Origin of the sequence: Rufibacter roseolus, from assembly GCF_017916365.1 — a bacterium.
Taxonomy (GTDB): domain Bacteria; phylum Bacteroidota; class Bacteroidia; order Cytophagales; family Hymenobacteraceae; genus Nibribacter; species Nibribacter roseolus.
On record NZ_JAFMSU010000001.1, the window covers coordinates 724023 to 738255 of the forward strand.

Here is a 14233-nt window from a genome sequence, read left to right on the forward strand (position 1 = left end):
TATTTTGGTAAAAACAGCCTTGAAACGGACTTTTTTCTAACTCCCTTGGTCCAAGCCTGTGACTTGGACCTATTCCCCTCTTTTCTGGTTCAAGTTTTCAACTTGGACCTACCATGGGCTGAAGTTTGCAACTTCAGTGAGGCGTCAGCCTCAAAATCACTTTGGAGATATTACTTCCTACTGTATGACTTAGAACTTTGGACTCAGGACTCTCCCTGAGAGGTTTGGTTACTTTTCTCCTTGATGAGAAAAGTAACCAAAAGAATCAAGAAGCCTCAAACTCGCTTACGCTCGGACAGTAAGGCTTCAGTTCAGTACCACCTGGCTAAGGCTATCTGTTCCATAGCTGACCTAGGCCTTTACTGCTTGAACGGTACCTACTTGCGGCAGGCCGTGCCTCGGCCTCACTGTAGGCCTTCGCCCCGGCCCGCCGCAGGTGAGCTGTCTTGTCTTGTGTGTCACTGCAATGCCTTAATGGTCCTGCGGACGGGAATTGGGTAAATACAAAGCGCCTCGTTTTTAGCCTGTTTTGTGAAAATCAGGTCAAAAACGAGGCGCTTGTTATATGGTCAACTGCTTACTGGAACAGCGAGGCGGTTCTTAGGTCAATAAGCGAGGCTTGCGGGGAGATGCGTTTGGCCCGTAGGAAACGGTTCAGTTCGGAGGCGTCGTGGTTAGGAGCGGCGGGGTCCATGCTGTTGATGCGCACGCGGCCTGCTGAGTGGATGAACTCGTTGTTTCCTATCCACATGCCCACATGCACCACGCGCTCAGGTTTGCCGTCTTTGGCCTGGCTCCCGAAGAAAAGCAGGTCGCCGGGGCGTAGGTTCTGGAAACCGTCTTTGGTGTCAACCAAATCGCCGGAGTGCACTTGCTGGGAGGCATCGCGGGGCAGGACCAGGCCGTTCATGAAGTACACCGTTTTGGTGAAGCCGCTGCAGTCTACGCCTTTGAAGGAAGTACCGCCCCAGAGGTAAGGCAAGCCCAGCAGACGTTTGGAGGTTTCCACCAGGTTCTGCTCCGTAGGCCGGCGCGTGGCCGCCCAGTCAGTGTATTTCTGGACCTCAGGGGCGGAGACGAAGGCCGAGCGTCCATCGGGGAAAGAGACTTCGTAGAAACCTTTGGTTTGCTTTTTCAGCACCATCATATCGCCGTACACCAGGTCAGAGACGGTGGCGCCCTGCGCGTTGGGCGTGGCGTAGGCAAAACCATATGGATTGGTGTACAGGAGTTTCTCGCCCTGCTGCCAGGCAGTGAAAGTGGCGTTGTCCATGAGCTTGATGGCGCTAGCATCTACCCAGGCCAGGTATTTGTCTGGGGTCTGCACCAGGTACCAGCCGCTTTTCTGTTTCCAGACGCGCAACGGGGTGCCCATGGTGGCTTGGGTGGCGAGTTCAGCGGGGTGTTTGGGTTCTGAGCGCAGGTTGGCCACGGACAAGGTGACTACCGCGAAGGTTTTGTCATTCAGCCCGGCTTCTGGCAGTACCTGGATGCTGTCCTGGAAAGAAAGGCCAGCCGCTTGCAGCCGCTCCAGCAAGGCGGTTTTGGCGGCAGGTAGGTTGGTCTCGCCGGTGAGCACCGGGCCATTGGTTTTCACATCAAAGAGCGCTACCCGCTTATCCGGGGCAAACTGCTGCCTGATGGCTTCCACGTGGGGCGCCAGTGTAGTGGCGGGTGCCTCCGTGGCTTTCGCCTGAACAGGATCAGGGAGGGGTTTGCTGCTGGTGCAGGCCGCCAGAAACCCGAGAAATAAAACAGGTATTATATTTTTCATGCAATGATTAAACCTTAAGCGGTTAAGTTAAGGGTTTGGCTATATATCTTGTAAGGTAATTATTAATTAATTTTAGAAAGTGCTATTAAAACAAGTTAAAGTGGGAAGCAGCTATCTGCCCCGCGTTTTCAGCAAGCTGTTTCTGTTGGGGCTCGGCCTTATGCTCCTGCTATTGGGTATGAGTGCCTGCTCATCCTTCTTAAACCCTAGGCAGTCGGCTCTTAATCAACCTTCAACTGCCAAGCTGGGTTCAACCGGTAAACCCACCGGGCCGGAAATCATAGGTGCGCTAAGGAATCTATCCTTAGAGGAACGGGAAACTTACCTGTTGCACCAACTTCTGAAGGAAGCGAATGGGCCAGACTTCCTCCGGAAAACCAAATGTGTTCCGTTGATAGCTGTAAGCCTCAAGGGAGATACGTTGAGGGGGTATTGCTTTCCGTTGCTGGACTATCTGGCGGTGGGCGGAAACAAAGACTTTGTCCGGGTACCGTTGCAACCCCAAAATGCCCAAACCGTGGCAGAGGCCTGGAGCTGTACCTTACCCACCCGTAAAATTGTAGACGCTATCTACGCCGCCGCCGATGTGAAACTGGAGCCGCACCCGCTTACCCAACACCGTGACAGCGTCACCACTTTTCTGGAGCATAACCAAATCATACAAGGGCAGTTGAAGGGTAAAAACAAGCAGGGCTTGCTCATTGCCGGGCATAAGAAAGATGTGGTGCTATCGCCGCGGTTGCTGCGGCTGGAGAAGAAAGACCGGGTGGCCATTTACGGGTGGCATAAGCCAGATGGCAAACCTATTCAGCCGCTGTACCTGGGGCACGTGGCCTGGTACACAGATTACAGCCACGGCATCAGGTTACTTTACAACCGATTTGAGGTGAATGGCCGCTATTACACCCTGCAGGAACTGCTGGCAGACCCCGTGCTAAGCCGCTTGGTCTGTGACGAAGATATCTGCGAGCCGGTGCAGTATTAGGCAGCCCTGTTTTAGGCAGTTTTTGAGAGAAACACCTCAGAATCGCAGGTGGGTTTCTGTATCTTTGGCGGCAAGAACAAACTATTACCATGAATTCCGCACCCGTTTTCCCCTCTGTTTCCATTATTGACTATACCCCTGTCCACGCCGCTAAATTCCGAGAGCTGAACCAAGCCTGGATTGAGCATTACTTTGAGATGGAAGAACTGGACCACAAATCCCTGGGTGATCCAGACGGCTACATCATCGCCAAGGGCGGCCACATTTTCATGGCCGAGTACAACGGCGAGATTGTGGGTACCTGCGCCCTGATCAAAGTAGATGACCAGACCTACGAGCTGGCCAAAATGGCCGTTACCGACAAGGCCCAGGGCCTGAAGATTGGCAAACGCCTGGGCGAGGCCGCTATCCAGAAAGCCCGCGAGTTGGGCGCCACTACGCTCATGCTGCTCTCTAACCGCAAACTGGAAACAGCCCTGCACCTGTACCACAAACTGGGTTTTGTGGAGGTGCCCGATGAACTGAAAGAATACAAACGCGCCGATATAAAGATGGAGCTCGCGCTCTGATTTTCCTTCTCCAACTTCTACTATCCCCATATGAAGTCATTTCTATCTCTGTTGCTGGTGGCGGTGCCTTTGGCGGCCTCGGCACAGACCGCCGTGGTGCAAGACCGGGCCAACCTGCAGCCTCTGGCTGGTGTGCGGGTCATTCCCACGCAAGGCGGTACCGCGCTCCTCACCGATGCCCGGGGCAAATTCAATACCCAAGGCTTCCTGGACACCGACAGCCTCCGCTTTGAGCGCGCTGATTACCAGACGCGCACCCTGGCCGTAAACCAACTGGCCGCGCTGAACTACCGCGTGAGCCTCACTGAGCGAAGCTATTCCCTGGACGAAGTGGTGGTATCGGCGAGTAAGTTTGAGGAGAAGCGCGCCGATGTGCCGCAGCAGATCCAGGTACTCAAGGCGCGGGAACTGGCCTTTCAAAGCAATCAAACCTCCGCCGATGTGCTGCAGCAAAGCGGCCAGGTGCTGGTGCAGAAAAGCCAGGCGGGCGGCGGCAGCCCCATCCTGCGTGGTTTTGAGGCGAACAAAGTCCTGATGGTGATTGACGGTGTGCGCCTGAACAATGCCATTTACCGCGGAGGCCACCTGCAGAACGTGATCACGGTAGATAATGCGGCTCTGGAGAAAGTGGAGGTGGTGTTCGGGCCTGGATCAGTGGTGTACGGGTCCGATGCCCTGGGCGGCGTGGTGCACTTCTACACTAAAAGCCCTGTGCTAGGCGACAGCGCCGGCACCCGCGTGACGGGCGGCGCCTTCACCCGCTACGCCACGGCCAACCAGGAGAAAACCGGCCACGTGGACTTTTCAGTAGGCGGACAGAAATGGGGCAGCTTCACCAGCTTCACGTACTCAGACTTCGGGGATCTGCGCCAGGGCAAGAACCGCAACCCGTTCTACGGCACCTGGGGGCTGCGCCCGTCCTACGCCCAATGGCAGGACGGCAAAGACGTGACAGTACCCAATGAGAACATCAACGTGCAGAAATTCACCGGCTACAAGCAGTACGATGCCCTGCAGAAAATCCTGTTCCAGCCCTCGGCGAACACCTCACATTTGTTAAATGTGCAGTTCTCCACCTCCTCAGACATTCCGCGCTACGACCGCCTCACCGAGGTAGATGGCCAGGGCGCCCTGAACCACGGCGACTGGTACTACGGTCCGCAGGAGCGCTGGCTCGCGGCCTATACCTTCGCTACCAAGGGCAGAGGCTGGCTGGAGAACCTGAGGGTGACGGCCGCTTACCAGAGCGTGGAGGAAAGTCGGCATAACCGCCGGTTCAAACGTACCACCCTGCAGAACCGCTTTGAGCACGTGGATGTCTACACCCTCAACGCCGATGCCAGCCGACTGCTGGGCAACCATGAACTGCGCTACGGCCTGGAAGGCACCTACAACGATGTCTTTTCCCGCGCCTACGGCTCTGACCTGACCACCGGCGAGCGCTCGCCCCTGGATACCCGTTACCCCAGCGGCGGCTCTGACATGCGCACGGCGGCCGCTTACTTCACGCACACCTGGGAGATCACCCCGCAATGGATTCTTTCTGATGGTATCCGGCTGAGCCGCGTGGAGCTGAACGCCAACTTCCAAGACAAAACCTTCTTCCCGTTTCCGTTTGACGAGGTCTCCCAAAAGAACACCGCCGTGAACGGCAACCTGGGTCTGGTGTACCAGCCGGGGCAGGACTGGCGCTTTGCCGCCGTGGCTTCCTCGGGCTTCCGGGCACCTAACGTAGATGACCTGGCAAAGGTGTTTGAGTCTGTAGCCGGGCAGCTGGTTGTGCCTAATCCTGATCTGAAGCCAGAATACACCTATAATGCTGAGCTGTCTATAGGCAAAACCATCGCGCAGAGCGTGCGGGTAGAGGGAACCGGTTTCTACACCTGGTACCGCGATGCCATCACCACGCAGCCGTTCCTGTTCCAGGGGCAGAGTGAGGTGGAATACAACGGTCAACTGAGCCGCGTGGTAGCCAGCGTGAACGCGAACAAAGCCTACGTGTACGGCTTCAGCGGCGCCATCAACGCTGATATTACCTCGGCTTTCCGGTTGGCTTCCACGCTCACCTACACCTATGGTCGCATCAAATCAGAAACCGGTGAAACCCCGCTGGACCACATTCCACCAGTCTTCGGGAAGACGAGTTTGTTCCTGACCTTGCCCAAGTTTCGCTCTGAGTTCTTTGTGCAATACAATGGCTGGAAAAACCTGGAAGACTACAACCCCGTGGGCGAGGACAACCTGCAGTACGCCACTCCGCAGGGCGTACCGGCCTGGTACACGCTCAACCTGCGCACCGCTTACCAGATCCACCCCAGAATACAGGTGCAGGCCGCCCTGGAAAACATCCTGGACAAGTTCTACCGCGTCTATGCCTCTGGGGTGAGTGCCCCCGGCCGCAATTTCATGCTCACGCTGCGCGGGAATTTTTAACGAAAAGGGTTGGCTTGAAAGCATCGGCTCCAGTTTTAGGGCTGTTTTCAGAAAAGTAAGCCAAAAGTGGAAGTCGGTGGTTTAGACCTCACAGGTTTTGAAAACCTGTGAGGTCTTTTGTTTTTAGAGGAGCCACTAGTAGGAACTTCGCACACTACGAGGTCATGTACGTCAGCTTTTTTCCAGCCTTCTTTCCTTGCCGGCACTATTCTCCCTCTTTGTCATCTTGGAAAGATCTTGTGAGCGAACGGTAGTAGCGTTTCAGCAAGGCTTGTCTAGTTCGCCCACAAGATCCTTTCAGGATGACAAAAAGATGGGTAGTTGTAAGTGAAATGTTGAAAGATGAAGCCCTGCTTTGGGCCTGATTTCTAAAAAACAGGTCCAAAGCAGGGCTTTATTCATTTATAAGAAAAAGCTTCTTAGAGAGACTTACCAGTAACAAAGTTGGACACAGGTTGCCCCTAGACTGATGAGAAAGATGCCCCAGTATAACAACTTCCAGATAGCACTTGTGGGGTACGCTTTGTCATTGTAATAAACAATCTTTAACTCCTGACCTTTGCGGAAGAGCGGAATACTAGAGCCTATTTCTAATCTCCTTTGTAGTTCCTGCTTTCCTGCTGAGTAAAACTGCACAATTGGGTAGTATAAATAGCTTACGCTGTTACCGCCGTAACCCCATTTCCCTTTCAGTTGGATGACTCTGCCTTTCGTATGAAATCCATACTTATTAGAGACGTAGTCATGGTAAACTAGATACATCCCAAGGCCAAGAAGAATGAGTGTAATCACTAAAAACAAAGCTTCCATCTCTATTAGCTTTAAGAAGATTACTGCACCTGCGTCTTGTCTACGCGCTTAGGCGTTTTCTTGCCCTGCACGAAGTCTTTGGCGCCCATGGCGATGGCTTTGATCATGTTGGTCATGTGGGCCATGTCCAGGCTTTCCACCTCGTCATTCACGGAGTGGTAGAGTTTGTCCTGGTCAATCTGCACCGAGGAGATGGTGTGGGCCGGAACGCCCAGGCGGGCCAGGGTGGCGTTGTCTGAGCGGTAGAACAGGTTCTGGCTGGGGTACGGGTCTGGGTGGAAGCTGTACGGCGTGCCTTTTACGGCCTGCTGTAGCAGCGTCCCGAAATCAGATTTCTCAAATCCGGTGATGTAGGCGCTGTTGGGTCCGAATTTGGAGCCTTTGCCTATCATCTCAATGTTGAACATGGCCACAATCTCATCGGGGTTCAATTGCTTGGAGAAGTACTGCGACCCAAATCCGCCGATTTCCTCGGCTGTGAAGGCCACAAAAATGAGGGTGCGCTCTGGTTTAGGCTGTTTCTGGAAGTGTCTGGCCAGGGTGATCACGGCGGTAGTACCGGAGGCATCGTCATCGGCACCGTTGGCGATAGAGTCGCCTTCCACGGGTTTCATGGTGCCTATGTGGTCATAGTGGCCCGAGAATACCACGTACTCATTCGCGCGTTTGCCCGGGATCATGCCTGCCACGTTGGCGAGCGGCATTTCGTCCACATCGTTCTTGATCTCAATGTTGAAAGAGGTGACCTCGGTGAGCGGCGAGAGCACGAAAATGAGTGTGTTGCCTTTGCCCAGTTCCATCACCGGTCGGGCCTGACGGAATGAGTTGGCATAGCGCTTGAACATTTCCTGGTGCTTGGGGTGTACCATCACCAGAACGTCCTTATCCATTTTGCGGGCAGTGTTTACCCCCTGTCTGAAATCATCGTTCTCGCCAATGAACACAGGCTTGGGGGCTTTCTCTTCCCATTCAAACTTGCGGTGCACCGTGCTGTAGAAGAACTCGTCGGGGTTCAGGCTCTGCTTGTTGAGGGTGACATCAGCTTTGCTGGGTTTCAGGGCGAACATCTTAAACTCCTGCTTGTAATCTGTGTTGCCGGTTAAAGGCTTCAACCCAATGCTCTTGAATTCAGCCGAGATAAAATCGGCGGCCTTGTCAATGCCCGGCGTGAAGGTCTGGCGGCCCATCATGTCATCGGCAGCCAGCGTGCTCACAAGGCGGGTGACGTCTTTCTGCTGAATGTTTTTCAGTTGGGTGGTTTTCTGCGCAAAGGCCCCGGCCAGCGGCAACAGGGAAAAGCAAAGGACAATGGTTTTCTTTAGGATCATAGCTTGGTGAAGGTAAGGTCAAGGGCAATGTGGGGTAAAGATACTTTCTTCTGTATAACTACCGCTATTAGTCTGCCATCGGGGTTTATTCTTACAGCTTCTTCTGGGGAGAACTGATTTGAGGCAAAAAAATCAATTGGCACCTGCCAACTGCCGCTCAGTGAAAAGCCGAAGAGCGTTTTAGGGCCATTTTTCAGGAAGAAGGCTTAAAAGGAAAACGGGAAACCGGCCCGGTGGTTTTGTGGTTTGGATAGGATTTGCGGAGTGCCGCAGGAAAGGGATATCTGGCCGAAGGATAGGGGGCGGGAAAGTCTGGAAAACCTAAGGTCTTCCCTTAGAAGAGAAAAAACTGCGGGCTTTCAGGGTAGGTATTAATACTTTGCCAAGAAGCGGGTGCTGGTGTTTTTAGGCGATTTTTACGTAGAAGATGAGGGAAAGTACTGGTGGTGTTGTAACCATATTGTGCTGTTTTTGAGGCGATTTCATGTAAAAAGGTAAAAATTTATATATATCCGGGGAGGAATACTCTGGCGCCTGGTTTCTATTTGGAGTTTGCCGGAGGATTTAAAATAATTGGAGAAAAGTCAGATGTGAACGCAACTATTCGGGCGCATTTGCGATAAAATGGATTCGCCGATACATGAAATCGGCGAGCCGAGGCAGGCTGCTTCGGGAAGAAAATGATCTATACATCTAACATTTAAAATTATGGAAAATCAATTTAACAACCAGCCAGGGGCTGCAGCACAGGATGCTACTTCTTACTCACAGGATTCCGGCCAAAACAGAACCGGCAGCCAACAAGGACAAGGAGGAATCTTAGGCAGCATTACCAGTGGTCTGAGCAACATTCAGGTACCACAGGCGGTTAAAAATTTAGGAACTACCGTGTCCAGCTCTTACAACGGCATGAGCACTACACAGAAAGTATTGGGCGGTGCTGCTCTGTTGGGCGCTTCTTACTGGGTAGCCAGCAAGCAAGGCTGGATTGGCCAGGGCCAAGCCAAAGTTGCCAAACTGGGCAAAAAACAAAAAGGCTCTAAAAACTCATATTCTCCTGGTCATAATGCCGGCGACTACAGCTCTTAAGGCGGTAGCGCTTAGTAGAACCTATTACCAGAAACAGAAAAGCCGTTCACTAATTAGTGAACGGCTTTTCTGTTTTATAGCTGGTTGGAAACGTTTATCTGCTGTTCCGTCCGCCGGGGGAGTTTCTGCCGCCGCCGCTGCGGTTGCCTCCCTGGCCCTGTTCTGTTCTGCCGCCGCTGTTCTGGCTACTGCCACTGCGCCGCTGTTCAGGGCGTCTGTTGCCGCCCTGGCCACCGCCTCTTGGGCCATGGCTCTGACCTCCGCCGCCGGCACTTTTGCGGGCTGCTTTATCGGTGCCTTTGCCACCGGCCAGGGGCAGTTTGGTATAGTCTACGTGGAAAGGCTGGTCTTCCTCTACCGGAATAGTCTGTTTGGTGAGTTTCTCAATATCACGCAGGTACGGGAGCTCGGTATCGTCGCAGAAAGAAAGTGCCATACCCTCGGCACCTGCCCGGCCCGTGCGGCCTATGCGGTGCACGTAGGTTTCTGGTTCGTTGGGCAGGTCTACGTTGATCACGTGCGTTAAATCATCCACGTCAATCCCGCGGGCCGCAATGTCAGTCGCCACCAAGGCTTTGAGCTCATGGTTTTTGAACTGCGTGAGCGCTTTTACGCGGGTGCTCTGGGCTTTGTCTCCGTGGATGGACTGCGCCGAGATGCCTACTTTGGAGAGTTCCTTGGCAATGCGGTCGGCACCGTGTTTGGTACGGGAGAAAACCAACGCTCGCTGGATCTCATCTCCTTTGAGCAGATGCTTCAACAAGGCCCGTTTGGTGGTTTTATCCACGAAATATACTTTCTGGGCGATTTTCTCAGCGGTGCTGGAAACCGGGGTCACCTCTACGTACACAGGCTCGCGCAGAATGCTGGCAGAAAGTTTCTGGATTTCCTGCGGCATGGTGGCCGAGAACAAAAGGGTCTGGCGGTGCGCCGGAATCTGCGCGATAACCTTGCGTACGTCATGGATAAAGCCCATGTCCAGCATACGGTCGGCCTCGTCAAGAATGAAGGTCTCAATGTGTTTCAGAGACAAAAGCCCCTGGTTCATGAGGTCCAGCAATCGGCCCGGAGTGGCCACCACAATGTCTACGCCGCGTTTGATCTGCTCTACCTGCGGTACCTGACCCACGCCGCCAAACACCACCGTGTGTTTGATCTTGGTGTACCGGCCGTAGGCGTTGATGCTGTCGCCAATCTGCAAAGCCAGTTCCCGGGTAGGGGTAAGGATGAGCGCCCTGATAGCCTTGGCCGGATGGGCCGGACCTGCCTCGTGCAGGCGCTGCAACAGCGGCAAGCTGAAGGCGGCGGTTTTCCCGGTCCCGGTCTGGGCACAGCCCAACAGGTCATCGCCATTTAAAACCGGCGGGATGGCTTGTTCCTGGATGGGAGTAGGGGTGGTGTATCCCTCTTCCTGCAGGGCCTGCAGCAGAGGTTCTATTAAATTGAGTTCTGAAAAAGTCATTCTGAATTGTAACGGCCGTAAGCTTTGGCCAGGCATGAAAAAAAGACGCGGCGAAATGGCGCCCGTCATTAGAAGACACAAAGATAGGTAAAAAGATTCAGTCTCAATTTTAGGCCTATTTTCAGGAAAAAGGCTTTGAAACAGATAACCGCTTGCAAGAGGCGCCATAGCGAAGGCAACCTTGGGGCCTGAAAATCGGTTTATACTAGTCCACGTGAGGGCGCTTGAGGAGAAAGGAACACGCTTAACCAGAGTAAACTATGGAACAAGACAACACTGCAAGAGGGCTTGACAATACCCCCAGGCGGACTAAGAAAACGAAGAAGGCGTCTAAGAAAAGATTAAACAAATGGCTGAGATCCGGACTTAGCGGACTGGCAGGCGCCATGGCCGTAACGGTACTGCACGAGACCGTGCGCCGCTTCTACCCCAACGCCCCCCGGATGGATATTCTGGGGATGCGGGCCATTGCCAAAGGCCTGCGCTACGCGGGCCAAACCCCACCCGATGACGATCAACTGCACACCTTGTCTTTACTAGGCGATATTGTCTCCAACGGCTTGTACTACAGCCTCAGTGGCGGTGGCAAAATGGCCCTTTGGCGCGGCACCATTCTGGGTGCGGCCGCCGGCGTAGGCGGGGTAATATTGCCTGGCCCGATGGGCTTAGGCGTAGCCCCCAGCGGAAGAACCAAAGAGACCCAGGCCCTCACCATCGGCTATTACCTGGTAGCCGGTGTAGTAGCCGGCGCCGTGGCCAAGTGGCTGCGGAAGGTGAAGGTGTAGAAGACCCAGGGATACATCATATAAAAAGGCGTTTAGAGGCTGTTTTCATTGAAACAGCCTCTAAACGCCTTTTGTATTTCTTACTTCCTAGGTCCTTACTTCTTACGGCCGGAACCGCTTTTCTTGCCGCCGCCGTCTTGTTTGTTCACAGTGGCCCAGGCGCGCTTCTCGGCTTCTTCTTCACTGATGCCACGTTTCTCGTAGCTTTCCTCAATGTGTTGGGCCTGCCTTTTCTGTTTGTCAGTGTAGGCGGATTTATCTCCTTGTGGCATAAGAAACTCCTTTCTGTTTAGGTTTAGACTTTCAGTTCTTATACGATTGTGTGCCGGAAAGAACGATGCTCTTTTCTACCGCAAAGAATCTGAGAAGGCTAAATCAATCTTAATATTGAGTCAAGGCTTGCAATTGCAGAGGACCTCGCGCTTAATGGGAGCGGTTTTGTAGTCTGGCAGGGTGAATTCCTTCATGTAGATCACATTCAGTTCATTGATCTGCTCAGGCTTGGGATGGGTCTCGTTCCAGCGGCGGATGAGGTAAAAACAGTAGTAAGGCCGCATGTACTCATTGGGCACGAACAGGTAGTTCTCTGAGTATTTGCGCCAGCGGTCGTTTTTGAATAGACTCATCACGGAGGCTGGTTTCACGGTATCGGGCTCTTTGCCTTGCTGGTTCAGGTCTACTTTGCGTTGGTTGTTGGTAAAACCTTCCAGAACATACCAGCCATCGTCTTTGAAAACATTGGGAGCGAACATGCTCCAGTTCTGGTCTAGCCGCGGCACCAACGCGGCCCATTGTATCTGGGCCGGTATCTGGAAATACGGTTTACCCAGGGTGCTCAGGTTCCACCACAAGGCCAGAATGAGCGCCACCAGCACCACGCCTTCGCGCAGGTACCTAAGCGGAAAGCTTTCTGCCCACCGGGGCGAGTTCCACTTCAACTGTACATCAATCTCCAAAGGAGAGCGCATGCCTTTGCCGGCCCGGGCCCAACGTTTATGCACCCGTTTATAACCAGAACGCAGGTAGCGGTCAACGGTATCCATCACCGGGGTGGGCAGCAACCCAATGACCGCCGAGATACTGATGAGGTAAAACAGGCCCACAAACAAAGACAAACTGATGCCTATGTGCAGACCTATGATGGTCCCAATGAACAGCATCCTGAACCAGGTGGTACGCCACGGAATGAGTAATACAAGCGGCAGCCATAACTCCATAAAGTAGGTAGCGTGCGTGAGGAACTTCATTAGCTCAGGGAATTGGTAGAGGATGCGGCCGCCCGGCATCAGGATCTGGTCCAGGCTGAGGGCATAGTAAAGAGCAGTACCATCAGTGGTCCAGTCGGGGCCGCTTTTGAGCAGGGCAGTGAACACGTATACCCAGGCAACCTGCAGCAGGTAGGCTCCGGTAGCCATGCTCAGGTAATGCGGTGTGGTCTCGGAGGTGAGGGAACGGCGCGCATCCACAGAGTAATGGCGGTGCCAGGGCAGGAACATCCCCCAGAATAGGAGCATCCGCAACAGACTGTCCCCTGACTGGGTGATCAACGGATTGCGGTTCTGGACCGAAAGCAGCAGAATCCAGGATACGAAAGTGGCCCAACGTGTGTGATAGCCCAGCAACAGGCAGATAGCGGCCGCGCCGGCTATGATAAACAGAACCAGCTCAAACTGCCACAGGCCGCTTAGGGCATGAAAAGAGAAGAAGTACTGGTTCCAGGCATTGGCATGGAGCACATGTAAGGGCAGCACCCCCATGTTGGAATAGTGCGCCTCCAGATCAGAAGCCCTGATGCCAATGTCCAGCAACAGTACACTGGCTACCCAGATCCGCATAAAAGAGAGTGCCCGGGTATCTGTATAGAATACACGATGCAGATACTGTATAAGTAGATGCATAGAGTCTGTGAATTGGTGGAAGGGAAAACAGAAAAGGCAAAACCCTGGGGTCTTGCCTTTCTGCAATACATTACGTTACAAAGAACGTTTATTGAAAACTACTAGCGGCTAGTAGTAGTGCCTGTGGTTGTGCCGGTTGTAGAACCAGTTGTGCCAGTAGTTCCAGTGGTGGTTCCGGTAGTAGTACCAGTTGTAGTTCCGGTGGTTGTGCCAGTAGTGGTACCAGTAGTTCCGGTAGTTGTGCCAGTAGTGGTACCAGTAGTTCCGGTTGTACCGGTAGTAGTTCCAGTAGTGGTGCCGGTGGTAGTACCAGTAGTAGTACCAGTGGTTCCAGAAGTTGTGCCAGTAGTGCCGGAGGTAGTTCCGGTAGTACCAGACTCAGTGCTCATATCTGTGGATGTAGTATCCGTGGTTGTCTCAGAAGCGCCTGAGCAAGAAGTTAGTGCCGAGGCTGCTACAAATGCGGCAACTGCGAACATGTTTACAAAAGTCTTTTTCATAGTTTTGACAGGTTAATGAATGGTTATTATTTGGTTTCCCTTTTCAAGTTCATCTTTTACGCACGCTTCTTAGAAAGGTGCCATGTTTTCATCAAAAATTATTCATAACGAGAGAAAATCTTTAACTGGCGTTGTATCTTGTGCGTACCACTTCAGGGATCACGCCACCAAACCAAGCCTTTATGCTGCCTTCCTCTCCAACTATCCTCTTTGACGGTGTCTGCAACCTTTGTAACGGATTTGTGCAGTTTGTGATCAATAATGATCCAAAAAGTTATTTCAAATTTGCCTCTTTGCAGTCTGACACAGGCCAGCAGGTATTAAAGGCTCATGGTTTACCAACGGAGCAATTCAAGAGTGTATTGTTGCTAGAAGACGGAAAAATCTATACCCGGTCTGCCGCGGCCCTGCGCATTGTGCGTCGTTTAAGCGGCGGATGGGCTGGTTTGTACGTGTTTGTCTTAATGCCGAAGTTTCTCCGTGACCCCTTGTATGATTGGGTTTCTAAGAACCGGTACCGTTGGTTCGGTCAGCAGGAGAGTTGTATGTTGCCTACGCCGGAGTTGAAAGCTCGTTTTCTTTGATTTTTTCTTGAGCTTT

At 53.1% G+C, this 14233-nt stretch carries 12 protein-coding genes; 6 read left to right on the forward strand and 6 right to left on the reverse strand.

Going from position 1 to position 14233, the window contains the following annotated elements; genetic code table 11:
• Window positions 1-577 precede the first annotated feature (577 nt).
• Entirely contained in the window at window positions 578-1774 is a 1197-nt protein-coding gene (locus J3P35_RS03060; protein ID WP_210462905.1) for a C40 family peptidase, read from the reverse strand.
• A gap of 391 nt (window positions 1775-2165) precedes the next feature.
• Between J3P35_RS03060 and J3P35_RS03065 the strand changes: the two genes are divergently transcribed.
• The 3 genes from J3P35_RS03065 to J3P35_RS03075 all read left to right on the forward strand — a co-directional run bounded on the left by J3P35_RS03065 (window position 2166) and on the right by J3P35_RS03075 (window position 5761).
• Complete coding sequence (locus J3P35_RS03065) at window positions 2166-2759, forward strand: hypothetical protein (protein WP_210462906.1); 594 nt, start codon at window positions 2166-2168, stop codon at window positions 2757-2759.
• An 89-nt stretch (window positions 2760-2848) separates the two neighbouring features.
• Window positions 2849-3328, forward strand: coding sequence for a GNAT family N-acetyltransferase (locus tag J3P35_RS03070; RefSeq protein ID WP_210462907.1), 480 nt, complete (start codon window positions 2849-2851; stop codon window positions 3326-3328).
• Between the two features lie 30 nt (window positions 3329-3358).
• Window positions 3359-5761, forward strand: a complete 2403-nt coding sequence (locus tag J3P35_RS03075; protein WP_210462908.1) for a TonB-dependent receptor plug domain-containing protein — start codon at window positions 3359-3361, stop codon at window positions 5759-5761.
• An 830-nt stretch (window positions 5762-6591) separates the two neighbouring features.
• On the opposite strand, the gene J3P35_RS03080 is transcribed toward J3P35_RS03075, so the two are convergent.
• A complete protein-coding gene (locus J3P35_RS03080; protein WP_210462909.1) occupies window positions 6592-7899 on the reverse strand; it encodes a M20/M25/M40 family metallo-hydrolase in 1308 nt (435 codons plus the stop codon).
• A 708-nt stretch (window positions 7900-8607) separates the two neighbouring features.
• Between J3P35_RS03080 and J3P35_RS03085 the strand changes: the two genes are divergently transcribed.
• Complete coding sequence (locus J3P35_RS03085) at window positions 8608-8988, forward strand: hypothetical protein (RefSeq protein ID WP_210462910.1); 381 nt, start codon at window positions 8608-8610, stop codon at window positions 8986-8988.
• A gap of 94 nt (window positions 8989-9082) precedes the next feature.
• Here J3P35_RS03085 and J3P35_RS03090 read toward each other — a convergent pair whose 3' ends face one another.
• A complete protein-coding gene (locus tag J3P35_RS03090) occupies window positions 9083-10450 on the reverse strand; it encodes a DEAD/DEAH box helicase (protein ID WP_210462911.1) in 1368 nt (455 codons plus the stop codon).
• 260 nt (window positions 10451-10710) lie between these two features.
• Between J3P35_RS03090 and J3P35_RS03095 the strand changes: the two genes are divergently transcribed.
• Complete coding sequence (locus J3P35_RS03095; RefSeq protein WP_246849921.1) at window positions 10711-11235, forward strand: hypothetical protein; 525 nt, start codon at window positions 10711-10713, stop codon at window positions 11233-11235.
• A 95-nt stretch (window positions 11236-11330) separates the two neighbouring features.
• Here the strand turns inward: J3P35_RS03095 and J3P35_RS03100 are convergent, their stop codons facing one another.
• The 3 genes from J3P35_RS03100 to J3P35_RS03110 all read right to left on the reverse strand — a co-directional run bounded on the left by J3P35_RS03100 (window position 11331) and on the right by J3P35_RS03110 (window position 13633).
• Window positions 11331-11507 carry a hypothetical protein gene (locus J3P35_RS03100; RefSeq protein WP_210462912.1) on the reverse strand — a complete coding sequence of 59 codons (177 nt, stop codon included), beginning with the start codon at window positions 11505-11507 and terminating at the stop codon, window positions 11331-11333.
• A gap of 120 nt (window positions 11508-11627) precedes the next feature.
• Window positions 11628-13070, reverse strand: coding sequence for an HTTM domain-containing protein (locus tag J3P35_RS03105; RefSeq protein WP_246849923.1), 1443 nt, complete (start codon window positions 13068-13070; stop codon window positions 11628-11630).
• Between the two features lie 164 nt (window positions 13071-13234).
• Entirely contained in the window at window positions 13235-13633 is a 399-nt protein-coding gene (locus tag J3P35_RS03110; protein ID WP_210462914.1) for a hypothetical protein, read from the reverse strand.
• Between the two features lie 140 nt (window positions 13634-13773).
• On the opposite strand from J3P35_RS03110, the gene J3P35_RS03115 reads away from it, so the two are divergent.
• Window positions 13774-14217 carry a thiol-disulfide oxidoreductase DCC family protein gene (locus J3P35_RS03115; protein WP_317195347.1) on the forward strand — a complete coding sequence of 148 codons (444 nt, stop codon included), beginning with the start codon at window positions 13774-13776 and terminating at the stop codon, window positions 14215-14217.
• Window positions 14218-14233 lie beyond the last annotated feature (16 nt).

Excerpts from the sequence above, each read along its gene's own strand:
- J3P35_RS03060 (WP_210462905.1), bottom strand. The coding sequence starts at position 1,774 with ATGAAAAATATAATACCTGTTTTATTTCTCGGGTTTCTGGCGGCCTGC.
- J3P35_RS03070 (WP_210462907.1), top strand. The coding sequence starts at position 2,849 with ATGAATTCCGCACCCGTTTTCCCCTCTGTTTCCATTATTGACTATACC.
- J3P35_RS03075 (WP_210462908.1), top strand. The coding sequence starts at position 3,359 with ATGAAGTCATTTCTATCTCTGTTGCTGGTGGCGGTGCCTTTGGCGGCC.
- J3P35_RS03080 (WP_210462909.1), bottom strand. The coding sequence starts at position 7,899 with ATGATCCTAAAGAAAACCATTGTCCTTTGCTTTTCCCTGTTGCCGCTG.
- J3P35_RS03085 (WP_210462910.1), top strand. The coding sequence starts at position 8,608 with ATGGAAAATCAATTTAACAACCAGCCAGGGGCTGCAGCACAGGATGCT.
- J3P35_RS03090 (WP_210462911.1), bottom strand. The coding sequence starts at position 10,450 with ATGACTTTTTCAGAACTCAATTTAATAGAACCTCTGCTGCAGGCCCTG.
- J3P35_RS03095 (WP_246849921.1), top strand. The coding sequence starts at position 10,711 with ATGGAACAAGACAACACTGCAAGAGGGCTTGACAATACCCCCAGGCGG.
- J3P35_RS03100 (WP_210462912.1), bottom strand. The coding sequence starts at position 11,507 with ATGCCACAAGGAGATAAATCCGCCTACACTGACAAACAGAAAAGGCAG.
- J3P35_RS03105 (WP_246849923.1), bottom strand. The coding sequence starts at position 13,070 with ATGCGGATCTGGGTAGCCAGTGTACTGTTGCTGGACATTGGCATCAGG.
- J3P35_RS03110 (WP_210462914.1), bottom strand. The coding sequence starts at position 13,633 with ATGAAAAAGACTTTTGTAAACATGTTCGCAGTTGCCGCATTTGTAGCA.